Raw genomic sequence first — 23,222 nt, forward strand, 5'->3', positions numbered from 1 at the left:
GGTGCGGACCGGGCGGGGAGAGCGGGGCCGGGCGCGGGCGGGTGGGCGGGAGCCGGGCGAGGACCGGACACGTTTCCCCGTGCCTCGGCGGGGTCCCCGTGTCCCGGCGGGGTCCCCGTGTCCCGGCGGGTCCCCGTGCGCCGGCGGGGTCCCCGTGTCCCGGTGGGCGCCCGCGTCCCGGTGGGGTCCATGGCCCCTGCGGGGAGCGACGCCTTGTGGAGGGACGGCCCGCCGGCTCCCCGGCGTGACGCGCGTCACGCCGGGGGAGGGGACGCGGGTGCTCCTTGCACGAAGTCCACCAACACCGCGCGGGAGGCTTTGTCGTCGGCCGCCGGTGAACGCCCGTCGGCCCGCGGGTTACGGTCGGGCCCGTCCCCCCGGCCACCGTCCGCCCAGCACCGCGGAGTACCGAAGCACCGGAGCACCGATGAGCACAGCCACCGCCCCCGCCCGTATCGGAACGGTCCTCGCCGACCTGCTTCCCTCCACCCGCGCCCGCACGGGCGACCTCGTGCTCGTCGCCGGCGGCGCCGTCCTCACCGGCCTCGCCGCCCAGATCGCCGTCCCCGTGCCGGGCTCGCCGGTGCCGGTCTCCGGCCAGACCTTCGCCGCGCTCCTCGTCGGCACCGCGCTCGGCGCCCGCCGGGGCTTCCTCTCCCTCGCCCTCTACGTGCTCGCCGGCATGGCCGGTGTGCCGTGGTTCGCGCAGGGCACGGCCGGATACGCGATGCCGACCCTCGGCTACGTCCTCGGCATGCTCCTCGCCGCCGCCGCGGTCGGCGCCCTCGCCCGGCGCGGAGGCGACCGCTCGGTGCCGCGCATGGCGGGCACGATGGCGGCCGGTTCCCTGGTCGTGTACGCGGTCGGCGTGCCGTACCTGGCGCTCGCCACCGGCATGCCCCCGTCCCGGGCGGTGGCCGTCGGCATGGTGCCGTTCCTCGTCGGCGACGCGCTGAAGGCCGCGCTCGCCATGGGCCTGGTGCCCACCGTCTGGAGGCTCCTCGGCGACCGGGACCGCGACCGCGCCTGAGCCCGGGGCCGCGGCCGAAGCGGGCGCCGCCGAAACGGCCGGGAGGGGCTCCCCCGCACGTCCCGTGGGACGGGGGAGCCCCTCCCGCGCCGTCGCGCGCGGCCTCCTCAGGAGCCCGCTGCCGCCCGGCGCCTGCGGTCCAGCACCAGCCCCACCGCCACCACGACCGCCGCCACCAGCACCGACAGCAGGACGACCTGCCGGTTGGCCTCGTCGAAGAGCATGTAGACGAGCACGAAGAGGATCATCGCGGCGGTCGCCCAGGTCAGGTAGGGAAACAGCCACATCCTCACGGTGACCTTCTCCGGGGCCTCCCGCATCAGGATGCCGCGCATCCGCAGCTGCGTGAAGCAGACCACCAGCCAGACGAAGAGCGCCACGGCACCCGACGAGTTCAGCAGGAACGTGAAGACGGTGTCCTTGAAGGCGTAGTTGAAGTACACCGCGGCGAAGCCGAAGACCACCGACGCCCAGATCGCCGTGGCCGGCACCCCCTTGGCGTTCACCCGCGCGAAGGACTTCGGCGCGTCACCGCGCTCGCCCAGCGAGAACGCCATGCGCGAGGCCGTGTAGAGGCCGGAGTTCAGGCACGACAGCACGGCCGTCAGCACGATCACGTTCATGATCTGCCCGGCGTGCGGGATGCCGATGGAGTCGAGGGCGGCGACGTACGAGCCCTTCTCGACGATCGAGGGGTCGTTCCACGGCAGCAGCGTCAGCACCACGAGGATCGAACCCAGGTAGAACACGCCGATGCGCCAGATCACGCTGTTGGTGGCCTTGGTGACCGCCCGGCGCGGGTTCTCCGACTCGCCGGCCGCGAGGGTGACGATCTCGCTGCCCATGAACGAGAAGACGACCATCAGCACACCGGTGAGCACGGCCCCGGCGCCCTTGGGGAAGAAGCCGCCCGCGTCCGTCAGGTGGGCCAGCCCGGCGCCGGGGTTGTCGGAGCCGGGCAGCAGCCCGAAGGCCGCCAGCAGGCCGACGACGACGAACGCGCCGATCGCGACGACCTTGACCCCGGCGAACCAGAACTCGAACTCGCCGTAGGACGAGACCGACGCGAGGTTCGTCGCGGTCAGCACCACCATGACGATCAGCGCCCAGGCCCACTGCGGCACGGCGGGGACCCAGCCCTCCAGGATCACCGCGCCCGCCGTCGCCTCGACGGCCAGGACGACGACCCAGAAGAACCAGTACAGCCAGCCGATGGAGAAGCCCGCCCAGCGGCCGAGGGCCCGGTCCGCGTAGGCGGAGAAGGACCCGGAGTCCGGGCTGGCCGCGGCCATCTCACCCAGCATCCGCATCACGAACACGACCATCGTGCCCACCAGGGCGTACGACAGGAGGATGGAGGGCCCGGCCGCGGCGATGCCCCCGGAGGACCCGACGAAGAGGCCGGCGCCGATCACACCGCCGATGGCGATCATGGAGAGGTGGCGGTTCTTGAGTCCCGCCTTGAGGCCGTCGGAGGGCTGCGGGGCAGCGGGTTCCCCGGCCTTTCCGCCCTGCTCCGCCAGGTTCCTCGGGTTGGTCATCGGAAGTTCCTCGGCTTTCTCGGCTGCTCCGGTCACGAGCCCGTGCATTGAACCCCGGGGGCGTCCGGGCGCGGAAGGCGGGGGGCCGGATCGTTGTGCGTGTCACTCCCGGCCCACCCCCGGCGACCGCCCCCGGGCACCCTCCGTGCCACACTCGGAACCATGCGCGTGTACCTCGGCTCGGACCATGCCGGCTACGAACTCAAGAACCACCTCGTCGAGTGGCTGAAGGCCCACGGCCACGAGCCCGTCGACTGCGGTCCCCACATCTACGACGCCCAGGACGACTACCCGCCGTTCTGCCTGCGCGCCGCGGAGAGGACGGCGGCCGACCCCGACGCCCTGGGCGTCGTCATCGGCGGCTCCGGCAACGGCGAGCAGATCGCCGCGAACAAGGTCGAGGGCGTCCGTGCCGCCCTCGCCTGGAGCGAGCAGACCGCCGCCCTGGGCCGTGAGCACAACGACGCCAACGTCGTCGCCGTCGGCGCCCGGATGCACTCGCTCGAGGACGCCACCCGGTTCGTGGAGGTCTTCCTCGCCACCCCGTACTCCGGCGACGAGCGTCACACGCGCCGCATCGAGATGCTCGCCGCGTACGAGGCCACCGGCGAGCTCCCCCGATCCCGGCCCACCACCCCCAGCAGGACTGACCCGTGCCCGAGGGGCACGCGATCCACCGGCTGGCCGCCGACTACCGGGAGCGGTTCGGCGGCCGCGCCGTGCGGGCGACCAGCCCGCAGGGCACGTTCTCCGACGCCGCCGCACTCCTCGACGGCGCCGTGCTGGAGACCACCGAGGCGCACGGCAAGCACCTCTTCCTCGGCTTCGGCGCGGGGGAGTGGGTCCACGTCCACCTGGGCCTGTTCGGCAAGGTCGCCTTCGGCGGCGCCCCGGTGCCGCCGCCCACCGGCACGGTCCGGCTGCGGCTGGCCCGCGCCGAGACCTACGCCGACCTGCGCGGTCCCGCCGTCTGCGCGCTGATCACCGAGCCCGAGAAGCGGGCGGTCCACGACCGGCTCGGCCCCGACCCGCTGCGCGAGGGCGACGACCCGGCCCGCGCCTGGCGCCGCGTCTCCCGCTCCCGCACGACGATCGCCGCACTCCTCATGGACCAGGGGGTCGTCGCCGGCGTCGGCAACGTCTACCGCGCCGAGGTCCTCTTCCGGCACGGCATCGACCCGTACCGCGCGGGAAAGGACCTCGCGGAGGCGGAGTGGGCGGCGATCTGGCAAGATCTGGTCACACTCATGCGCGAGGGCGTCCGCACCAACCGCATCGACACCGTGCGCCCCGAGCACACCCCCGAGGCGACGGGCCGCCCGCCGCGCGTCGACGACCACGGCGGAGAGGTGTACGTGTACCGCAGGGCCCGCCTGCCCTGCCACATCTGTGGCGGCGAGATCCGCACCGCCGATCTCGCCGCCCGCAACCTCTTCTGGTGCCCCGGCTGTCAGCGGCGCTGACCCGGGCCGGCCGCCCCGGGGGCCGGCCTCAGAAGCCGTGCGGCAGCCAGGGCGCGACCGCGGAGCCGAAGGCGAGCGAGGCCTCCGCCAGCGCCCCCTCCCGCAACTCCCGCACCAGGCCCGCCCCCGCCAGCGACACCAGCGAGAACCCGCCCAGGTACGCCGCGCCCAACTCCCGCACGGAAAGCGCCAGATCGGCCGGATCCCCGGTGCGGACGCACCGGGCGCCCCCGCGGTCCCCGGTCAGCCGCCAGCGGCCCGCGTTCCACGGGCAGAAGCCGTCCGCCACCTCCAGGACCACGTCCACCGGCGTCTGGTACGTCCGCGCCTCCAGCGCCGCGCCCACGTCCACGAGCCGTACGAATATCCCGTCCCGCAGCGCGATCCGCACCGCCGGACGTCCGACACGAGGTACTGCCACGGGTCGTCCGCCGGCCGGTTCTTGGCGAAAACGGTCGACGTCAGGTCGATCTCGAACAGATAGCGCCAGATGGCGGCGTACGACGCCGGGTCAAGCGCTCCCATGCACTCCAGCACCACCGTGCCGTCGGCCCCCGCCGCCTTCCACTCCGGCCGCACCCGGTACAGCGCGTACCCCGCGATCCCGTCCTCCCCCTCCGCCAGCACGCACTGCAGCGGCGACGCGCCGCCCCGCTCCGACGGCGGGTCCAGCAGCGGCAGCCGCTCCCACCCCGGCCGCCGCTCCAGCATCCCCGGCCGCAGCGGCACCGACCGCGCGTACACCGCCTCGCACGCCGCCGCCGCGTCCCCGGGCCGCGCCAGCCGCAGCCGTACGCCGTCCGTCCCCTCCGGGACGGACAGCCGCACCCGGGCCGTGTCGATGTCGGCCCGCATCCGCCACGTCGCCAGGCCGTAGCCGAACCGGCCGTAGATGCCGGGCTCCGACGCCGTCAGCACCGCCAGCGGCTCCTCCCGGGAACGCACGTCGTCCAGCTGCCGCCGCATCATCGAGGTGAGGACGCCCCGCCTGCGGTGGGTCGGCGCCACGCCCACCGCCGTCACCCCGGCCGCCGGCACCACCGCCCCGCCCGGCACCGACAGCCGGAACGAGAACGCCCCGGCCGTCCCCACGCACGCCTCCCCGTCCCAGACGCCCAGCGAGCGTTCGTGCTCGGTCAGCGCCTCCCACAGGGCGCGCTCCTCCGGCACGTCGGACACGCCCCCGAACGCGCACTCCAACTGCTGGTACCACACGTCCCACTCGGAGGGCGTGAGAACCCTCGGCTCAGTCGTCATGTGCCATCCGTACCAGCCCCTCCCCGCACGGGGCGACCCGATTTCGAACACAATGTCACGGGGGTCCCCCCTGCACGACGCCCGCCCGGATGGATAGGGTCCAGGCCAATGGCCCGCAGCACACCACGAACGGACACGTACGCGGCCCGGTACCGCAAGGCGGTCCGCCGGGCCCGCGTCGCGCTGCGCAAGTCCGCCGTCGACTACTTCCGCGGCGACGGCTCCGACTGGGTCGCCCTGGCGGGGCTCTTCCTCACCATCCCGGCGATCATGCTCGCGACGATCACCACCCCCGTGTGGTGCGCCCCCGAAGCCCTCGTCCTCCCGATCGTCGCCGGCGGGCTGCTGTTGCGCCCCGCGAGCCTCCTCGGCCTGTACGCCGCCTCCGCGGCCGCGCTGATCGTCGAGTCCGCCGTCCTCGGCCCGTACACCGAGGGCGCCGCCCGGGTCACCCCCGGCACCATCCTCGTCGTCGCCGCCTGCGGTCTGTTCGGGCTGCTCATCGCCCAGTTCCGGGCCCGTGTCGGCGTACCCTGGCGGCGCGGCGGCACCATGCTGTTCGACCTGCGCGAACGCATCCGCGCCCAGAGCGCGCTGCCCCCGCTGCCCAAGGGCTGGCACCGCGAGATGGCGCTGCGCCCGGCCGGCGGCCAGTCCTTCTCCGGGGACTTCGTCGTCGCCGCCCGCACCAACGGCGGCCGCACCCTCGAAGCCGTCCTCACCGACGTGTCCGGCAAGGGCATGGACGCCGGCTCCCGCGCCCTGCTGCTGTCCGGCGCCTTCGGCGGGCTGCTCGGGTCCCTCCCGCCGCACGGCTTCCTCCCCGCCGCCAACGCCTACCTCCTCCGGCAGGACTGGGACGAGGGCTTCGCCACCTCCGTCCACCTCGTCCTCGACCTGGAGTCCGGCGACTACGAGCTGCTGTCCGCCGGCCACCTGCCGGCCCTCCAGCTCCACGCGGGCAGCGGCCGCTGGGAGGAGAAGGCCGGCGACGGACCGCTGCTCGGCGTCTACGACGGCGCCGAGTTCCACCCGGTCAAGGGCACCCTGCACCCCGGCGACGTGCTGATGCTCTTCACCGACGGCCTCGTCGAGGCCGCCGACCGCGACATCGCCGAGGGCATCGACCGGCTCACCGGCGAGGCCGACCGCTACGTCACCGCGGGCTTCCACGGCGCGGCCTGGCACCTCATCGAGGCGTGCGCCAGGGACGTCAACGACGACCGCGCGCTGCTCCTGATCTCCCGCGACGCCTGAACCGGCGCGTACAGTCGTCCCGTGCCCCACCTCTCCCTGCAGCAGGTCGAAGCGATCGCCCGCCGTGCCCACGCCGGGCAGACGGACAAGGCGGGACGCCCCTACGCCGAGCACCTCCGGGCCGTCGCCGAGGGGGTGCGGGCGCGGGGCGGCAGCGACGGGCAGGTCGCCGCCGCGTGGCTGCACGACGCCGTCGAGGACGGCGTCCTGCCACCGCACCGGCTCGCCGGCGCCGCGCTGCCGCAGGAGGTCAAGGACATCGTCTCGGCGCTCACCAGGCACCCCGGCGAGGACCTCGCCGACTACACCGCCCGCATCCTCGCCGTGCCCGGCGCCCTCCTCGTCAAGGAGGCCGACCTGGCGCACAACACCGATCCGGACCGGCTCGCCGCCCTCGACGAAGCGACCCGGTCCCGGCTGACCGCCAAGTACGCGCGCGTACGGCGCCTGCTCGGCCTCACACCCGGCTGACCGCCCCGCCCGGGGCACCGGCGCCCCGGGCGTCCGGCGGGGACGGCGGGTCCGCGGCCTCCCGCACGGGCACCGCCTGACGGAACGCCCACTCCAGGCGCGGCTCCGTCACCCACCGCAGCGCGCGCCGCACCGGCGGGGCGCACATCAGCGTCACCGCCGCGGCCGCCGCCGCCGTCAGCCCGACCCGCCCCGCGGCCGTGGCCAGCACCGGGTACGCGTCGACCAGCTCCCAGTACTGCAACGCCTTCGTCGCGAACCCGTGCAGCAGGTACCCGCAGAGGCTGCCCGCACCCAGCACGGTGAACCGGGTCCGCCGCGACGGCACCCACGCCAGGAACGCCGCCGTCAGCACCAGCGCCGCGGCGCCCAGCGCGACCGTCGCCAGCGGCCCCGCCCACCACGCGTACCCGAGCTCCTGGGCGCTGCTGTCGCGGTAGAACCAGCCCATCCGCAGGTGCGGCGCCACCGCGTACGCCCCGGCCGCCCCGGCCGCCGCGACCGGCACGGCCGCCGCCCGCACGGCCCGCCGCCGCAGCAGCCGGAAGTGCTCCTCGCGCAGCGACAGGCCCAGCACGAAGAACGGCAGGAACTGCAGGACGCGCTGGAGCTCCAGGTCGGCCGCGATGCGCGGGGTCAGCGAGGCCAGCACCGCCACGGCCGAGGCGACGGGCAGCGGGTGGCGCAGGGAGCGCCACAGCGGGGCGGACAGCCGCCACACGAACAGCGCCAGGAGGAACCACATCAGGTAGGACGGGTCGGTGAGCGAGAACGCCTGCTGCGGCGCGTCCTGCGCCCACCGCCGGTACAGCGTGTACGCCACCTCGAACACCAGGTAGGGGACGAGGACACCGCCGACCAGCCGTCTCATCTGTTCGGGCCGGCCGGTGAAGCTCCGCGAGAAGTACCCGGAGACGATCACGAACGCCGGCATGTGGAAGGCGTACACGAACATGTACAGGGCGCGCGTGGCGCGGCTGCCCTCCATGACCGGTTCCCACGCGTGACCGACCGCGACGAGGACGATCGCCAGGTACTTCGCGTTGTCGAAGAAGGGGGTGCGCCGGACCTGCTTCTGCCGTGGCGGTTGGAGCATCCAAGGGACCCTAGCCCCGGCCGCGCCGTTCGGAAAGCCGCGCGATCCCCTCGGGGGCAGGGCCAGCGGTGCCCGCAATCACGAGGTCGGTCCATCACGGAATTCGCACATCACCCCGCTGGTCGTCACGGTGCGCGCACCCTCCGGGAGGCCCGGCGGGAGTCTGCGGATTTTCCGTGGCGGGCACGCGGGCGCCCCGGCGGGACCACCGCGCGCGTGCTGCGGAGATCCCCCCGGGATCCCGTGTCGGCCGGGTCCGTCCGCCCTTTCCGGTGCCACGGGGGTTCACAACCCGTCACCGGGCAGCGTGAAACGGGCCGTTAGTGGCACGATGGACGTGCGGGGGTGTGTCGGGCTGGCGCCCCCGGCCGTGCTGATGGGCCGACCGAGGGGATCAATCGTGGCCATTTCGCTGTCCGTGGTGCTGTTGCTGGCGATCGTCCTGGTGGTGATGACCCGCAGCGGATCGATCAAGGCGGGGCCCGCCGTCGTCGCCGCGCTGTTCGGCTTCTTCCTCGCGTCCTCCGGGGTCGGGCCGACCATCACCAAGGTCCTCAACGAGATAGCCGCGTCCATCAGCAAGATCAACTTCTAGCCGGGGCCGGCCCGGGCCCCGGGCGCCCCGGAGACGACTCCGGCCCGGTCGGATGATCGCTCACCCGGCCGGGCCGGACGTCCGTGCAGAGCGGGCGACGGGAATCGAACCCGCGTAGCTAGTTTGGAAGACTAGGGCTCTACCATTGAGCTACGCCCGCAAGCGGCACACCGCGCGTCACCGAGGAGCGACGGCCGCGCCACGTGAAGCATCGTAGCGGGTCCCCGTACCGGGCCGCACACCCCTTCACCGTGCCGACGCGGCGCCCGCGGCCATGTACCCTACGTGTCGCACCGACGGGGTGTGGCGCAGCTTGGTAGCGCGTCCGCTTTGGGAGCGGAAGGCCGTGGGTTCAAATCCCGCCACCCCGACCACGACACGACCGCCACGCGCACGTCGGACGCGGCAAGATCACGTTGTGGGGCCCGTACTCCTTGCGGTTACTATGCAAGCTACGAGCCCGTGTGTCTCTCTGACCGGGCCGATCCGCTGGGCCGCCGCAGTCAGCGCCCCAGCTGAAACCCAGAATCAGCCACCAAGGAGACCGAACCGTGAAGAGCGCCGTGGAGACCCTGAACCCGACCCGGGTTCGGCTCACTGTCGAGGTGCCCTTCGAGGAGCTCAAGGCCAGCCTCGACGCGGCGTACAAGAAGATCAACCAGCAGGTCACGGTCAAGGGCTTCCGCAAGGGCAAGATCCCGGCCCGGGTCATCGACCAGCGGTTCGGCCGTGGTGCGGTGCTGGAAGAGGCCGTCAACGACGCCCTCCCCAAGCTCTACACCGAGGCGGTCAACGAGGCCGAGGTCAACCCCCTCGGCCAGCCCGAGGTCGACATCACCGAGCTGAAGGACGGCGAGCTGCTGGCCTTCACCGCCGAGGTCGACGTCCGCCCGGCGATCGAGATCCCGGACTTCTCCGGCATCGAGGTCACCGTCGACGCGGTCGAGGTCACCGACGAGGACGTCGAGAAGGCCGTGGAGCAGCTGCGCGAGCGCTTCGCCTCCACCTCCCCGGTCGAGCGCGCCGCCGCCGAGGGCGACGTCGTGACGGTCGACCTCGAGGCCAAGGTCGACGGCGAGGTCCTCCCGGACGGCGTGGCCACCGGCGTGCAGTACACGATCGGCTCCGGCGAGCTCCTGGAGGGCATCGACGAGGCCGTGACCGGCCTGGAGGCCGGTGGCGAGGCCACCTTCACCTCCACGCTGAAGGGCGGCTCCGCCGAGGGCAAGGAGGCCGAGGTCACCGTCAAGGTCACCCAGGTCGCCGCCCGCGAGCTCCCCGAGCTGGACGACGAGTTCGCCCAGATGGCGAGCGAGTTCGACACGCTCGACGAGCTGAGGGCCGACAGCCGCAAGCGCCTGGAGAACACGAAGGAGTACGACCAGGCCACCCAGGCCCAGGAGCGCGTCCTGGACGAGCTGCTGAAGCTGGCCGAGGTACCGATCCCCGAGAAGCTCCTCGAGGACGAGGTCAACACCCGCAAGCACAACCTGGAGCACCACCAGCTCGGCCAGATGGGCCTCACCCTGGAGAAGTACCTGGAGCTCCAGGGCAAGACGGTCGAGGAGTTCGAGTCCGAGACCCGGGAGCAGGCGGTCAAGGGCATCAAGACCCAGTTCATCCTGGACGAGCTCGTCTCCAAGGAGAAGCTCAACGTCAACCAGGACGAGCTGACCGAGCACCTGATGCGCCGCGCCGCGTCCTCCGGCATGAGCCCGGACCAGTTCGCCCAGGCCGTCGTCGAGGGCAACCAGGTCCCGATGCTCGTCGGCGAGGTCGCCCGCGGCAAGGCCCTGGCGCTCGTCGTCGAGTCCGCCAAGGTCGTCGACACGAACGGCGAGCCGGTCGTCATGGAGGACGAGGACGAGGACGAGGCCGCCGAGGGCACCGAGGCCTCCGCCGAGGACGCCTCCGACGAGCGGACCGAGGCCTGACCGGCCTCGCCCCGGGCTCCGCGGCGGGCCCCGGACGCACTGTGCGGCCGGGGCCCGCCGCCGTACCCGAGGAACCTTGCGCTCCGAGCGAACAGTTCGGGAACCGGGATGGCGCCCGCCCACCTGCGCGTTAGGGTCCATGAATACGAGGGCAGGGGAGTCCCGCCCCCAGTACGACAGACGCTGAGACGGCCGCAGCCGTCAGAGACGAGCAGGTGGATACGTGACGAATCTGATGCCTTACGCCGCGGGTGAGCCGTCCATCGGTGGTGGCCTCGGCGACCATGTGTACAACCGGCTGCTCGGCGAGCGGATCATCTTCCTGGGCCAGCAGGTCGACGACGACATCGCGAACAAGATCACCGCGCAGATGCTCCTCCTCGCCGCCGACCCGGACAAGGACGTCTACCTGTACATCAACAGCCCCGGCGGTTCGGTGACGGCCGGCATGGCGATCTACGACACCATGCAGTACATCCCGAACGACGTGGTCACGATCGGCATGGGCATGGCCGCCTCCATGGGCCAGTTCCTGCTGACCGGCGGCGCCGCGGGCAAGCGCTTCGCCCTGCCCAACACCGACATCCTGATGCACCAGGGCTCCGCCGGCATCGGCGGCACCGCCTCGGACATCAAGATCCAGGCCGAGTACCTCCTCCGCACCAAGCGGCGCATGGCCGAGATCACGGCCCGCCACTCGGGCCAGACCGTGGAGACGATCATCCGCGACGGCGACCGCGACCGCTGGTTCACCGCGGACGAGGCGAAGGAGTACGGCCTGATCGACGAGATCATCTCCGCCGCCTCGGGCGTTCCGGGCGGTGGCGGCACCGGCGCCTGAGCCCTCCGCCGCGCCGACAGCCCCCGCCCCCCGCCCCCAGCAGCCCGCCGAACGCCACCAGGATGGTGAACACCCCAATGAGCAACTTCTCCGCGAGCGGCCTCTACACCGGCCCGCAGGTGGACAGCCGTTACGTCGTCCCCCGGTTCGTCGAGCGCACCTCCCAGGGCGTGCGCGAGTACGACCCGTACGCCAAGCTCTTCGAGGAGCGCGTGATCTTCCTCGGCGTCCAGATCGACGACGCCTCCGCCAACGACGTCATGGCGCAGCTGCTGTGCCTGGAGTCGATGGACCCGGACCGCGACATCTCGGTCTACATCAACAGCCCCGGCGGCTCCTTCACCGCGCTGACGGCGATCTACGACACGATGCAGTTCGTGAAGCCGGACATCCAGACCGTCTGCATGGGCCAGGCGGCCTCCGCCGCGGCCGTCCTCCTCGCCGCCGGCACGCCCGGCAAGCGCATGGCCCTGCCCAACGCGCGCGTGCTGATCCACCAGCCCTCCGGCGGCACCGGCCGCGAGCAGCTCTCCGACCTGGAGATCGCGGCCAACGAGATCCTCCGGATGCGCACCCAGCTGGAGGAGATGCTCGCCAAGCACTCCACGCAGCCGATCGAGAAGATCCGCGACGACATCGAGCGCGACAAGATCCTCACGGCCGAGGACGCCCTGGCGTACGGCCTGATCGACCAGATCGTCTCGACCCGCAAGAGCACGGCGGCCTCGGCGGCCTGACGCTCGACCTTCCCTTGGCACGGCCCGCCGCGGACCTCCGTCGGCGCGAACCGTGCCAAGGGGGGCCCGAACGGGGGGCCCGGCAAGGTACCGTCGGATATGAGGCACCAGGAGCCGGCTGCGAACAAGCCGCTCCCAGGCGAAGGGGAAGCACCTCGTGGCACGCATCGGTGATGGCGGCGACCTGCTCAAGTGCTCGTTCTGCGGAAAGAGCCAGAAGCAGGTGAAGAAGCTCATCGCAGGCCCCGGTGTGTACATCTGCGACGAGTGCATCGACCTCTGCAACGAGATCATCGAAGAGGAACTCGCCGAAACGAGCGAGGTGCGGTGGGAGGAACTCCCCAAGCCGCGCGAGATCTACGAATTCCTGGAGGGCTACGTCGTCGGCCAGGAGCCGGCGAAGAAGGCCCTCTCGGTCGCGGTGTACAACCACTACAAGCGCGTCCAGGCCGGTGAGAACGGCGGCGGCCAGGGCAGGGACGACGCGATCGAGCTCGCCAAGTCCAACATCCTGCTGCTGGGTCCCACGGGCTCCGGCAAGACGCTGCTCGCCCAGACGCTGGCGCGCATGCTGAACGTCCCGTTCGCCATCGCCGACGCGACGGCGCTCACGGAGGCCGGGTACGTCGGCGAGGACGTCGAGAACATCCTGCTCAAGCTCATCCAGGCGGCCGACTACGACGTCAAGAAGGCCGAGACGGGCATCATCTACATCGACGAGATCGACAAGGTGGCCCGCAAGAGCGAGAACCCGTCCATCACCCGCGACGTGTCGGGTGAGGGCGTCCAGCAGGCCCTGCTGAAGATCCTGGAGGGCACGACCGCCTCCGTCCCGCCGCAGGGCGGCCGCAAGCACCCGCACCAGGAGTTCATCCAGATCGACACGACGAACGTGCTGTTCATCGTGGGCGGGGCCTTCGCCGGCCTGGAGAAGATCATCGAGTCGCGGGCCGGTGCCAAGGGCATCGGCTTCGGCGCGACGATCCGCTCCAAGCGGGAGATCGAGGCGAGCGACCAGTTCCAGGAGGTCATGCCGGAGGACCTGGTGAAGTTCGGGATGATCCCCGAGTTCATCGGCCGCCTCCCCGTCATCACCTCCGTCCACAACCTGGACCGCGAGGCCCTCCTCAAGATCCTCGTCGAGCCCCGCAACGCCCTGGTGAAGCAGTACCAGCGCCTCTTCGAACTCGACGGCGTGGAGCTGGACTTCGACCGCCCCGCCCTGGAGGCCATCGCCGACCAGGCCATCCTCCGCGGTACGGGCGCCCGGGGCCTGCGCGCCATCATGGAGGAGGTCCTCATGTCGGTGATGTACGAGGTCCCGTCCCGCAAGGACGTCGCCCGCGTCGTCATCACCGAGGACGTCGTCCACAACAACGTCAACCCGACCCTGGTGCCCCGCGTCGTCACGGACCAGGGCCGCCACGAGAAGAGCGCGTAGCCCCGCTCGGTACGGCGGAGGGCGCCCGCCCGGTTCACCACCGGGCGGGCGCCCTCCGCCGTACCGGCTCCGATCAGGCCTTGGAGCGGGAGTCCTTGTAGTGCTGGGCGGCCAGCTCGGCCGTCTGGTCGAGCGTGGGGGCCTGCCCGGCCGCCGCGGCGAGCATGTCGATCGTGTTGACGACGCCGTAGGTGCTGTAGTCGGCCCAGATGCAGGTCGGGATCCGCGCCTCCTTGGGGCCCTTCTCCGCGCTGCCGTCACCGTTGGGGTTGATGAGCTTCAGGTACTGGCACTTCATCAGGGCGCCCTCGAAGCCGGCCGGGGTCTTGCCCTCCGGGCTGCCGACCGGCTCCAGCTCGAACGCCCCGCCGAACTGGGTGCTCTCCTTCTTGGTGTAGTTGGCGAACCCCATGTCTATGGCCTTCTCCGGGTCGGTGATCTCGCCCCAGGTCCCGTTGAGACTCATGTTGCGGCCCACCGTCGTGCCGGAACCGCCGCCCGCCTTGTAGTTGGCCACGACCATCTGCGGGTTCTTGATGCCCATGGCGGTCGCGTTGGCCGTCATCTTGGCGTCCAGCTTGACGGGCCGGTCCCCGCCGTCCTTCTGGTACTCGCCGATCGACGCCGCCGGCGTGATCTTGTAACCCCTGGTGTCGTCGGCCACCGCGCCGTTGCCGCCGCCGAGGCCCCCGAACAGGAACCACGCGCCCACGCCCAGGGCCACCACACCCGCGGTCACCCCGACGACCAGGCCCGTCTTCTTCTTCGGGGGCCGCGGCGGGACCGGGTACCCCGGACCGCCGCCGTACGGCGGCTGCTGCGGCGGCTGGCCGTACGCACCGGGTTGCGGCGGCTGGCCGTACGGGGCCGGCTGCTGCGGGTGGCCGTACCCCGGCTGGGGCGGCGGCGCCTGCTGCGGGTAGCCGTAACCGGGCTGCGGCGCCTGCGGGGGCTGGCCGTACGGGCCCGGCTGGCCGTACGGGCCCGGCTGGCCGTAGGGCCCGGGCTGCTGGGGCTGCCCGCCGTACGGGCCCGGCTGGTTGTAGCTCATCAGGGGTTTCCCTCATCCAGACGTTTACGCGTTGCCCACATCTTGACCGAAGGAACGCTTCCCGAGGAGCGCGGAGTGCGCACCGTCACGGAACATTCCCGTTTCAGTACGCGGCTGTGACACCTCTAAACTGGGTCCGTGACCGAGAACACTCAGCAGCAGCCAGCATCCGCCCCCGAACTGCCGACCCAGTACGCGCCGGCCGAGGTAGAGGGGAAGCTGTACGAGAGCTGGGTGGAGCGCGGTTACTTCGACGCCGACGAGAACAGCGACAAGCCGCCGTACGCGATCGTCATCCCGCCGCCGAACGTCACCGGCAGCCTCCACCTGGGCCACGCCTTCGAGCACACGCTCATCGACGCCCTCACCCGCCGTAAGCGCATGCAGGGCTTCGAGACGCTGTGGCAGCCCGGCATGGACCACGCCGGCATCGCCACGCAGAACGTCGTCGAGCGCGAGCTGGCCAAGGAGGGCAGGTCGCGGCACGACCTCGGGCGTGAGGCGTTCGTCGAGCGCGTCTGGCGGTGGAAGGCCGAGTCCGGCGGGCGGATCTCCGGCCAGATGCGCCGCCTCGGCGACGGCGTCGCCTGGTCCCGCGAGCGGTTCACCATGGACGAGGGGCTGTCCCGGGCCGTCCAGACCATCTTCAAGAAGCTCTACGACGACGAGCTGATCTACCGGGCCGAGCGCATCATCAACTGGTGCCCCCGCTGCCTCACGGCCATCTCCGACATCGAGGTGGAGTACCAGGACGACGACGGCGAACTCGTCTCCATCCGGTACGGGGAGGGGGACGACTCCATCGTCGTCGCCACCACCCGTGCCGAGACGATGCTCGGCGACACGGCCGTCGCCGTCCACCCGCAGGACGAGCGGTACGGCCACCTCGTCGGCCGGGAGATCGAGCTGCCGCTCACCGGCCGCCGCATCCCGGTCGTCGCGGACGAGCACGTCGACCCCGCGTTCGGCACCGGTGCCGTCAAGGTGACCCCGGCCCACGACCCGAACGACTTCGAGATCGGCCAGCGGCACGGCCTGCCCTCCCTCACCGTCATGGACGAGCACGCCGTCATCACCGCCCACGGCCCCTTCCAGGGCCTGGACCGGCTGGAGGCCCGCTCCGCCATCGTCGCCGCCCTCCGCGCCGAGGGCCGGGTCGTCGCCGAGAAGCGCCCCTACTCCCACTCCGTCGGCCACTGCTCGCGCTGCAAGACCACCATCGAGCCGCGCCTGTCGATGCAGTGGTGGGTCAGGGTGGGCCCGCTCGCGCGGGCCGCCGGCGACGCGGTCCGCGACGGCAGGGTCGCGATCCACCCGCAGGAGATGGAGAAGCGGTACTTCGACTGGGTCGACAACCTGCACGACTGGTGCATCTCGCGCCAGCTGTGGTGGGGGCACCGCATCCCCGTCTGGTACGGGCCGAACGGCGAGGTCGTCTGCGTCGGCCCCGACGAGCAGCCCCCGTCCGGCGACGGCTGGCACCAGGACACCGACGTCCTCGACACCTGGTTCTCGTCCGGCCTCTGGCCCTTCTCCACGCTCGGCTGGCCCGAACGGACCGGGAGCCTGGCGAAGTTCTATCCGAATTCCGTCCTGGTCACCGGATACGACATCCTCTTCTTCTGGGTCGCCCGGATGATGATGTTCGGTCTCTACGCGATGGACGGGACCCCGCCGTTCCGCACCATCGCCCTGCACGGCATGGTCCGCGACCAGAACGGCAAGAAGATGTCGAAGTCCTTCGGGAACGTCGTCGACCCGCTCGACTGGATGGACGAGTACGGCTCCGACGCCCTCCGCTTCACCCTGGCGCGGGGCGCCAACCCGGGCGTCGACGTGCCGATCGGCGAGGACTGGGTCCAGGCATCGCGGAACTTCGCCAACAAGATCTGGAACGCCACCCGCTTCGCCCTGATGAACGGCGCCACCGTCGAGGGCCCCCTGCCGGACGCCTCCCGGACGACGGCCGCGGACCGCTGGATCCTCTCCCGCCTCAACAAGACCGTCGCCGAAGTCGACGCGTACTACGAGGACTTCCAGTTCGCCAAGCTCAGCGAGGCCCTCTACCACTTCGCGTGGGACGAGGTCTTCGACTGGTACGTCGAACTGTCCAAGACGACGTTCTTCGCGGGCGGCGAGCAGGCGAAGGTCTCCGCGCGCGTCCTCGGCGAGGTCCTCGACGTGATGCTGCGCCTGCTGCACCCGATCGTCCCGTTCGTCACCGACACCCTGTGGACCACGCTCACCGGCGGGGAGTCCCTCGTCGTCGCCGACTGGCCGGGCGACAGCGGCTTCCGCGACGAGGCCGCGGAGAAGGAGATCGAGCTGGTCCAGCGCGTCGTCACCGAGGTCCGCCGGTTCCGCTCCGACCAGGGCCTCCAGCCCGGGCAGAAGGTCCCGGCCCGTCTGGACCTGGCCGGTACGGCGCTCGCGCCGCACGAGGCGGCCATCCGCCAGCTGCTGCGCCTCCAGCCGGAGGGCGAGGGCTTCCACGCCACCGCCTCCCTGCCGGTCGCCGGCGCCACGGTCGCGCTCGACCTGTCGGGCGCGATCGACGTCGAGGCGGAGCGCAAGCGCCTGGCGAAGGACCTGGCCGCGGCCGAGAAGGAGAAGGCCCAGGCCCGGGCGAAGCTCGGCAACGACGCCTTCCTCGCCAAGGCTCCGGACCACGTCGTGGAGAAGATCCGCACACGGCTCGCCCAGGCGGACGAGGACATCGCCCGCGTCCAGGCCCAGCTGGACAACCTGCCCCGGGGCTGACCCGCCCGCCGGGCCGGCCCGCCGCACACCACCGGGGGTCCCGGAACCGCTCGGGTTCCGGGACCCCGCCGTGTGCCCGGGGCGGGGTCGCCCGGACCGGCCCGCGGCCGACTCGGCCCGGGGTCCCGCCGTGCGCCCGGGGCGGCGACCGGCGGTGTCGGCGGCCCTCCGTAGACTGGGCGGCGTGAGTGAGCAGCCCTCGTCCGGCGACCGTCCGGACCGCGACGACGTCCCCGACTTCGACGACATCGTCCAGGCGGAGACCACCCGAGACCCCGACCTGGCGGTGATCGAGGCCGGAAGCCGCACCCTGCGCACCCAGGCCGGCCCGCCGCAGGGCGACCCCGTACCGGCGCGGCCCGCCGACCCGGAGGTCGACAAGGCGCTGCGGGAGGTCGAGCAGGAGCTCTCCAGCCGCTGGGGCGAGACCCGGCTGGAGCCCTCCGTCCAGCGGATCACCGCCCTCATGGACGTCCTGGGCGAGCCCCAGCGCGCGTACCCCTCCATCCACATCACGGGCACCAACGGCAAGACGTCCACGGCCCGCATGATCGAGGCCCTGCTCGGCGCGTTCGACCTGCGCACCGGCCGGTACACCTCGCCGCACGTCCAGATGATCACGGAGCGGATCAGCCTGGACGGCGCCCCGATCGACGCCGAGCGGTTCGTCGAGACGTACCGCGACGTCAAGCCGTACGTCGAGATGGTCGACGCCGCCCAGGAGCACCGGCTGTCCTTCTTCGAGGTCCTCACCGGCATGGCGTACGCCGCGTTCGCCGACGCCCCGGTCGACGTGGCCGTCGTCGAGGTCGGCATGGGCGGCAGCTGGGACGCGACGAACGTGATCGACGGATCCGTCGCCGTCGTCACCCCGATCTCCCTGGACCACACCGACCGGCTCGGCTCCACCCCCGCCGAGATCGCCGGCGAGAAGGCCGGGATCGTCAAGCAGGACGCCACCGTGATCCTCGCGCAGCAGCCGGTGGACGCGGCGCAGGTGCTCCTCAGGAGGTCCGTCGCCGTGAACGCCACCGTCGCCCGCGAGGGCATGGAGTTCGGCGTCGTCTCCCGGGAGGTCGCCGTCGGCGGCCAGCTGCTGACCCTGCGCGGCCTCGGCGGCGAGTACGAGGGCGTCTTCCTCCCCCTGTACGGGGCGCACCAGGCGCACAACGCGGCCGTGGCGCTCGCCGCGGTCGAGGCGTTCTTCGGGATCGGCGCGCAGCACGCCCGGCCCCTGGACCTCGACACGGTCCGCCGGGCCTTCGCCGCCGTCGCCTCGCCCGGCCGTCTGGAGGTCGTCCGGCGCAGCCCCACCGTCGTCCTGGACGCCGCGCACAACCCGGCCGGCGCGCAGGCGGCGGCGGACGGCGTCCGCGAGGCGTTCGGCTTCTCGCGGCTGATCGGTGTGGTCGGCGCCAGCGGCGACAAGGACGTGCGGGGCCTCCTGGAGGCGTTCGAACCGATCTTCGCGGAGATCGTCGTCACGGCGAACTCCACGCCCCGCGCGATGGACCCCGACGCGCTCGCCGCCATCGCGGTGGAGGTCTTCGGCGAGGAGCGGGTGGTCGTCGAGCCGCGCCTCGACGACGCGCTGGAGGCGGCCGTCACGCTCGCCGAGGAGGAGGGCGGGTTCGCGGGCGCGGGCGTGCTGGTGACGGGTTCGGTGATCACGGTCGGCGAGGCCCGGCTTCTCCTCCGGAAGGGCTGACGGACATGCGTACGCTCTGCGCCTCGACGCTGATCGGGGAGTTCTTCGTGATCGGCTTCGCGGGCCTGGTCGCGATGAAGGACGACAGCCTGGCCACGGGCACGGTGTGGACGGTGTGCGGCATCGCCATGGTGCTGTCCGTCCTGCTGTGCGGCGTGATCACCCGTCCGGGCGGGCTCCGGCTGGGGTGGGCGCTGCAGGTCGCGCTCGTCCTGAGCGGTTTCGTCGTGCCGGCCATGTTCTTCCTCGGCGCGGTCTTCGCGGGCCTGTGGTGGGCGTCCATCCACTTCGGCCGCAGGATCGACGAGGCGAAGGCCCGCTGGGCGGCCCGGAACGAGAGCGGCGCCTCCTCGGCGTAGCCGTACCCCCGGTGCGGCGTGCGCCGCCGCCCGCGGCGCCCGGCCCGGGAGGCCCCGCGCACGCGGGGGGCGGGCCCTCCGGCCGTCCGCCGCGGGCCGGCCGGAGGACCCGGCCGGGTGCCGTCCCCGCAGCGGTCCCCTGTAGCCTCTGTGCACCGCACGTACATGCTTGCAAGGAGCCATTCCACGATGCCCCAGCGCACCCTCGTCCTCCTCAAGCCGGACGCCGTCCGCAGGCGGCTGATCGGCGAGATCATCGGCCGCATCGAGCGCAAGGCCGGTTGGGCCATCAGTGCGCTGGAGCTGCGCACGCTCGACCAGGACACGCTGGAGCAGCACTACGGCGAGCACAAGGGCAAGGCCTTCTACGAGCCGCTCGTCGCCTTCATGTCCTCCGGTCCGGTCGTCGCGATGGTGGTCGAGGGCGAGCGGGTCATCGAGGGCGTCCGGCGGCTCGCCGGCCCGACCGACCCGATCGCCGCGGAGCCCGGCTCCATCCGGGGTGACTACGGCACGATCGTCCGGGAGAACCTGATCCACGCCTCGGACTCCGAGGAGTCCGCCATTCGGGAACTCAAGATTTTCTTTCCCGGCCTTTCCTGACCTACTGTCAGCCGTACGCGCTCACGACCTGGGGCGACCGAGTGGAATTCCGGTCGCCCCGCGGCATATCGCGGAGGAGACCGGGAACGCATCGCACCGACATCTCGTCACCTGTATAGAGGCGGATCACCGCGCCGTGTTCGCGGAAGCGGTACTACGATGGAATCCTCCGCTCCACACGATCCAGCGCGCCGTCCTGAGAAGCCGTCAACGCTCTGTGGGAAGGCCCGGCGCTCCTCATGGGAAACAAGGGGAACTCAATGTCGTTCATCGGCCGTGACATGGCTGTCGACCTCGGGACCGCCAACACGCTGGTGTACGTCAGGGGCCGCGGCATCGTCCTCAACGAGCCGTCGGTCGTCGCCATCAACACCAACACCGGCGGCATCCTGGCGGTCGGCGCAGAGGCGAAGAAGATGATCGGCCGGACCCCCGGCAACATCGTCGCGGTGCGGCCGCTGAAGGACGGGGTGATCGCGGACTTCGAGATCACCGAGCGGATGCTCCGCTACTTCATCCTGAAGATCCACAAGCGCCGCTACCTGGCCCGCCCCCGCGTCGTCGTCTGCGTTCCGTCCGGCATCACGGGCGTCGAGCGCCGCGCCGTCATCGAGGCGTCCACTCAGGCGGGCGCCCGGCAGGTGCACATCATCGAGGAGCCGATGGCGGCCGCCATCGGCTCGGGCCTGCCGGTCCACGAGGCCACGGGCAACATGGTCGTCGACATCGGCGGCGGTACGACCGAGGTCGCCGTCATCTCCCTCGGCGGAATCGTCACCGCGCAGTCCATCCGGGTCGCCGGCGACGAGTTGGACAACGCGATCATCCAGCACGTCAAGAAGGAGTACAGCCTCCTCCTCGGTGAGCGCACCGCCGAGCAGATCAAGATCACCGTCGGTTCGGCGCACGACTTCGGTGAGGAGGAGCACACCGAGATCCGCGGACGCGACCTGGTCTCCGGCCTGCCGAAGACCGTCGTCATCTCCGCCTCGGAGGTCCGCAAGGCCATCGAGGAGCCCGTCAACGCCATCGTCGACGCCGTGAAGACGACCCTCGACAAGTGCCCGCCCGAGCTCTCCGGCGACATCATGGACCGCGGGATCGTCCTCACCGGCGGCGGCGCCCTGCTGCGCGGCCTCGACGAGCGGCTGCGCCAGGAGACGGGCATGCCGATCCACATCGCCGAGGATCCGCTGGACTCGGTGGCGCTGGGCTCCGGCAAGTGCGTCGAGGAGTTCGAGGCGCTCCAGCAGGTGCTGGACTCCCAGCCCCGCAGGTGACGCCCACACGATCAGCCGTACGGATCCCGTCGGACCCGTACGGCTGATCTTCGGTATAACGGCACAAACATTCCTACGAGGAAGGCACGGCCGCCCCACGTGAGGGACACGAAAGAGAGCCGGCTGCTTCTGGCGCTTCTGGTCGCCGTCGCGTTCGCGCTGATCACGGTGGACATCCGCGGCGGTGAGGAGTCACCGGTCGACGGAGCCCGGCGCGTCGCCGCCGCGGTCTTCGGCCCCGTCGAGAACAGCGTCGCGTCCGCGGTGGCCCCGATCGGCAACGCGATCGGGGCCGTGCGGGACTCCGGCGAGCGCCACAGCCGCATCGCGCAGCTGGAGAGGGAGAACGCCGAGCTGAAGACGAGGCTCGGCAGCGACGACCGCAACCGCAACCGCGTCCGCGAACTGGACAAGCTGCTCAGAACGGCCGGCGCGGGACAGTACGGCATCAAGGCGGCCGAGGTCGTCGCCATAGGGGCGGCCCAGGGCTTCTCCTGGACGGTGACCATCGACGCCGGCGCCCGGGACGGCATCCGCCGCGACATGACCGTCATCAACGGCGACGGGCTCGTCGGCCGCGTCACCACCGTCGGCCCCTCCACCGCCACCGTGCTCCTCGCCAGCGATCCGGACTTCACGGTCGGCACGCGGATAGAGCGCACCGACGAGTTGGGCTTCGCCACCGGGCAGGGCGAGCGCCCGCTGTCCGTGCAGCTGCTCAACGGCAAGGCGAAGGTGAAGCCCGGCGACCGGCTCGTCACCTTCGGCTCCCAGGCCGACCGCCCGTTCGTGCCCGGCGTGCCCGTCGGCGAGGTCATCCGCGTCGATCCGTCCAGCGGCGACCTGACCCGCCGGCTGTTCGTCCGCCCCTACGCCGGGTTCAGCCGCCTCGACATCGTCGGCGTCGTCGTCCAGGCGCCCCGCACCGACCCGCGCGACACGGTCCTGCCCGCCCGACCGAAGCCCGCCCCGACGGTCACCGTGACGGTCACCCCCTCACCGGCCGGCGAGCGGCCGCAGGACGGGCAGGCCGACGCCCAGCCGGGCGTGGCCCCCCGCACCGACGAGCAGGAACAGGAGTAGTCCCATGCGCCTCAACCGGATCCTCCTCTCCGGCACCCTGGTCGTGGTCGCCCTGGTCGTCCAGGTCTCCGTCCTCGCCCGCCTGCAGCTGCCCGGCGCCGTCCCCGACCTGGTCCTGCTGACCGTGCTCGCCCTGTCCATGGTGTACGGGCACGTCAGCGGTGCCCTCATCGGTTTCGGCGCCGGCCTCCTCGCCGACCTCGCCCCGCCCGCCGACCACGCCATCGGCCGCTACGCGCTGGTCCTGTGCGTCATCGGCTACCTCGCGGGGCTCACCCGGCCGGAGACCGGGCAGCCCCGGTCCGCGGCCGGACCGATGGCCGTGATCGTCGCCGCCGCGATCGGCTCCACGCTGCTGTACGCGGGCGTCGGCGCCCTCGTCGGCGACACCGGGGCCCGCCACGTGGGCCTCCTCTCCCTGATCCTCACCGCCGTCGTCTACGACCTGCTGCTCACGCCGTTCACCGTGCCGTGGATCATGGCGCTGGCCCGGCGGGCCGACGGCGACCCGCTCGCCGAGCCCGCCACCGCCGGCGGCGACGTCACCGCCGGCTGGATGGTCGGCGGCACGGGTCTGAGCGTCGGCGGCCGGCGCGGCGGCCTGCGCGTCAGGGCCGCCCGCGGCCGCGCCGCCCGCGCCGCCCGCATCAAGGGGGTCAAGCGCCCGTGAGGCCGGTCCGACCCCGACGAGAGCCGCACACGGTACGAGGGAACC

Annotated in this window: 19 protein-coding genes, 2 tRNA genes and 2 pseudogenes; 18 read left to right on the top strand and 5 right to left on the bottom strand. The window is 72.1% G+C overall.

What is annotated here, in order from left to right:
* The first annotated feature begins 427 nt into the window (after positions 1-427).
* Positions 428-1,030, top strand: a complete 603-nt coding sequence (locus LUW75_RS16930; protein ID WP_250336357.1) for a biotin transporter BioY — start codon at positions 428-430, stop codon at positions 1,028-1,030.
* Between the two features lie 107 nt (positions 1,031-1,137).
* Here LUW75_RS16930 and LUW75_RS16935 read toward each other — a convergent pair whose 3' ends face one another.
* Positions 1,138-2,571, bottom strand: coding sequence for an amino acid permease (locus LUW75_RS16935; protein WP_250336358.1), 1,434 nt, complete (start codon positions 2,569-2,571; stop codon positions 1,138-1,140).
* Between the two features lie 162 nt (positions 2,572-2,733).
* On the opposite strand from LUW75_RS16935, the pseudogene LUW75_RS16940 reads away from it, so the two are divergent.
* Positions 2,734-3,221, top strand: a pseudogene (locus LUW75_RS16940) (ribose-5-phosphate isomerase).
* Positions 3,222-3,224: 3 nt separating this feature from the next.
* On the top strand, positions 3,225-4,034 hold the full coding sequence (locus tag LUW75_RS16945; RefSeq protein WP_250336359.1) for an Fpg/Nei family DNA glycosylase: 810 nt from the start codon (positions 3,225-3,227) through the stop codon (positions 4,032-4,034).
* Positions 4,035-4,062: 28 nt separating this feature from the next.
* Here the strand turns inward: LUW75_RS16945 and LUW75_RS16950 are convergent.
* Positions 4,063-5,291: pseudogene (locus LUW75_RS16950) on the bottom strand (GNAT family N-acetyltransferase).
* 108 nt (positions 5,292-5,399) lie between these two features.
* On the opposite strand from LUW75_RS16950, the gene LUW75_RS16955 reads away from it, so the two are divergent.
* Together LUW75_RS16955 and LUW75_RS16960 are read left to right on the top strand one after the other, a co-directional pair.
* A complete protein-coding gene (locus LUW75_RS16955) occupies positions 5,400-6,548 on the top strand; it encodes a PP2C family protein-serine/threonine phosphatase (protein ID WP_250336360.1) in 1,149 nt (382 codons plus the stop codon).
* Between the two features lie 21 nt (positions 6,549-6,569).
* The gene (locus LUW75_RS16960) at positions 6,570-7,019 is read left to right on the top strand and encodes an HD domain-containing protein (protein WP_250336361.1); all 450 of its coding nucleotides are present in this window, start codon (positions 6,570-6,572) and stop codon (positions 7,017-7,019) included.
* Here LUW75_RS16960 and LUW75_RS16965 read toward each other — a convergent pair.
* A complete protein-coding gene (locus tag LUW75_RS16965) occupies positions 7,006-8,115 on the bottom strand; it encodes an acyltransferase family protein (RefSeq protein ID WP_250336362.1) in 1,110 nt (369 codons plus the stop codon). The two genes, LUW75_RS16960 and LUW75_RS16965, sit on opposite strands and share 14 nt — an antisense overlap.
* A 400-nt stretch (positions 8,116-8,515) precedes the next feature.
* On the opposite strand from LUW75_RS16965, the gene LUW75_RS16970 reads away from it, so the two are divergent.
* Positions 8,516-8,710, top strand: coding sequence for a hypothetical protein (locus tag LUW75_RS16970; protein ID WP_250336363.1), 195 nt, complete (start codon positions 8,516-8,518; stop codon positions 8,708-8,710).
* 89 nt (positions 8,711-8,799) lie between these two features.
* Here the strand turns inward: LUW75_RS16970 and LUW75_RS16975 are convergent.
* Positions 8,800-8,870: transfer RNA gene (locus tag LUW75_RS16975), tRNA-Gly, on the bottom strand.
* A 137-nt stretch (positions 8,871-9,007) separates the two neighbouring features.
* Between LUW75_RS16975 and LUW75_RS16980 the strand changes: the two genes are divergently transcribed.
* From LUW75_RS16980 to clpX, 5 genes are all read left to right on the top strand, one after another.
* Positions 9,008-9,084 (top strand) — tRNA-Pro (locus LUW75_RS16980).
* 177 nt (positions 9,085-9,261) lie between these two features.
* A complete protein-coding gene (gene tig, locus LUW75_RS16985; RefSeq protein WP_250336364.1) occupies positions 9,262-10,644 on the top strand; it encodes a trigger factor in 1,383 nt (460 codons plus the stop codon).
* 235 nt (positions 10,645-10,879) lie between these two features.
* Positions 10,880-11,485, top strand: a complete 606-nt coding sequence (locus tag LUW75_RS16990; protein WP_250337709.1) for an ATP-dependent Clp protease proteolytic subunit — start codon at positions 10,880-10,882, stop codon at positions 11,483-11,485.
* Positions 11,486-11,562: 77 nt separating this feature from the next.
* Positions 11,563-12,222, top strand: coding sequence for an ATP-dependent Clp protease proteolytic subunit (locus LUW75_RS16995; protein ID WP_250336365.1), 660 nt, complete (start codon positions 11,563-11,565; stop codon positions 12,220-12,222).
* Positions 12,223-12,379: 157 nt separating this feature from the next.
* Entirely contained in the window at positions 12,380-13,663 is a 1,284-nt protein-coding gene (gene clpX / locus LUW75_RS17000) for an ATP-dependent Clp protease ATP-binding subunit ClpX (protein WP_250336366.1), read from the top strand.
* 73 nt (positions 13,664-13,736) lie between these two features.
* Here the strand turns inward: clpX and LUW75_RS17005 are convergent, their stop codons facing one another.
* Entirely contained in the window at positions 13,737-14,714 is a 978-nt protein-coding gene (locus tag LUW75_RS17005; protein ID WP_250336367.1) for a hypothetical protein, read from the bottom strand.
* Positions 14,715-14,852: 138 nt separating this feature from the next.
* On the opposite strand from LUW75_RS17005, the gene LUW75_RS17010 reads away from it, so the two are divergent.
* The 7 genes from LUW75_RS17010 to mreD all read left to right on the top strand — a co-directional run bounded on the left by LUW75_RS17010 (position 14,853) and on the right by mreD (position 23,177).
* Entirely contained in the window at positions 14,853-17,474 is a 2,622-nt protein-coding gene (locus tag LUW75_RS17010) for a valine--tRNA ligase (RefSeq protein WP_250336368.1), read from the top strand.
* Positions 17,475-17,658: 184 nt separating this feature from the next.
* Positions 17,659-19,182, top strand: a complete 1,524-nt coding sequence (gene folC, locus LUW75_RS17015) for a bifunctional tetrahydrofolate synthase/dihydrofolate synthase (protein WP_250336369.1) — start codon at positions 17,659-17,661, stop codon at positions 19,180-19,182.
* Positions 19,183-19,187: 5 nt separating this feature from the next.
* Positions 19,188-19,541 (top strand): DUF4233 domain-containing protein, encoded by a 354-nt coding sequence (locus tag LUW75_RS17020; protein WP_250336370.1) that lies wholly within the window; start codon positions 19,188-19,190, stop codon positions 19,539-19,541.
* A gap of 189 nt (positions 19,542-19,730) precedes the next feature.
* The gene (ndk, locus tag LUW75_RS17025) at positions 19,731-20,144 is read left to right on the top strand and encodes a nucleoside-diphosphate kinase (protein ID WP_250336371.1); all 414 of its coding nucleotides are present in this window, start codon (positions 19,731-19,733) and stop codon (positions 20,142-20,144) included.
* A gap of 260 nt (positions 20,145-20,404) precedes the next feature.
* Positions 20,405-21,424: a rod shape-determining protein gene (locus tag LUW75_RS17030; RefSeq protein ID WP_250336372.1), complete on the top strand. Its 1,020-nt coding sequence runs from the start codon at positions 20,405-20,407 to the stop codon at positions 21,422-21,424.
* A gap of 99 nt (positions 21,425-21,523) precedes the next feature.
* The gene (gene mreC / locus LUW75_RS17035) at positions 21,524-22,507 is read left to right on the top strand and encodes a rod shape-determining protein MreC (protein WP_250336373.1); all 984 of its coding nucleotides are present in this window, start codon (positions 21,524-21,526) and stop codon (positions 22,505-22,507) included.
* Positions 22,508-22,511: 4 nt separating this feature from the next.
* Positions 22,512-23,177 (top strand): rod shape-determining protein MreD, encoded by a 666-nt coding sequence (gene mreD / locus LUW75_RS17040; RefSeq protein WP_250336374.1) that lies wholly within the window; start codon positions 22,512-22,514, stop codon positions 23,175-23,177.
* Positions 23,178-23,222: the final 45 nt, after the last annotated feature.

Source organism: Streptomyces sp. MRC013, assembly GCF_023614235.1.
Classification (GTDB): domain Bacteria; phylum Actinomycetota; class Actinomycetes; order Streptomycetales; family Streptomycetaceae; genus Streptomyces.

Excerpts from the sequence above, each read along its gene's own strand:
- LUW75_RS17020 (WP_250336370.1), top strand. The coding sequence starts at position 19,188 with ATGCGTACGCTCTGCGCCTCGACGCTGATCGGGGAGTTCTTCGTGATC.
- LUW75_RS16930 (WP_250336357.1), top strand. The coding sequence starts at position 428 with ATGAGCACAGCCACCGCCCCCGCCCGTATCGGAACGGTCCTCGCCGAC.
- LUW75_RS16955 (WP_250336360.1), top strand. The coding sequence starts at position 5,400 with ATGGCCCGCAGCACACCACGAACGGACACGTACGCGGCCCGGTACCGC.
- LUW75_RS16990 (WP_250337709.1), top strand. The coding sequence starts at position 10,880 with ATGCCTTACGCCGCGGGTGAGCCGTCCATCGGTGGTGGCCTCGGCGAC.
- LUW75_RS16995 (WP_250336365.1), top strand. The coding sequence starts at position 11,563 with ATGAGCAACTTCTCCGCGAGCGGCCTCTACACCGGCCCGCAGGTGGAC.
- LUW75_RS17030 (WP_250336372.1), top strand. The coding sequence starts at position 20,405 with ATGTCGTTCATCGGCCGTGACATGGCTGTCGACCTCGGGACCGCCAAC.
- mreD (WP_250336374.1), top strand. The coding sequence starts at position 22,512 with ATGCGCCTCAACCGGATCCTCCTCTCCGGCACCCTGGTCGTGGTCGCC.
- LUW75_RS17005 (WP_250336367.1), bottom strand. The coding sequence starts at position 14,714 with ATGAGCTACAACCAGCCGGGCCCGTACGGCGGGCAGCCCCAGCAGCCC.
- LUW75_RS16965 (WP_250336362.1), bottom strand. The coding sequence starts at position 8,115 with ATGCTCCAACCGCCACGGCAGAAGCAGGTCCGGCGCACCCCCTTCTTC.
- LUW75_RS16935 (WP_250336358.1), bottom strand. The coding sequence starts at position 2,571 with ATGACCAACCCGAGGAACCTGGCGGAGCAGGGCGGAAAGGCCGGGGAA.
- ndk (WP_250336371.1), top strand. The coding sequence starts at position 19,731 with ATGCCCCAGCGCACCCTCGTCCTCCTCAAGCCGGACGCCGTCCGCAGG.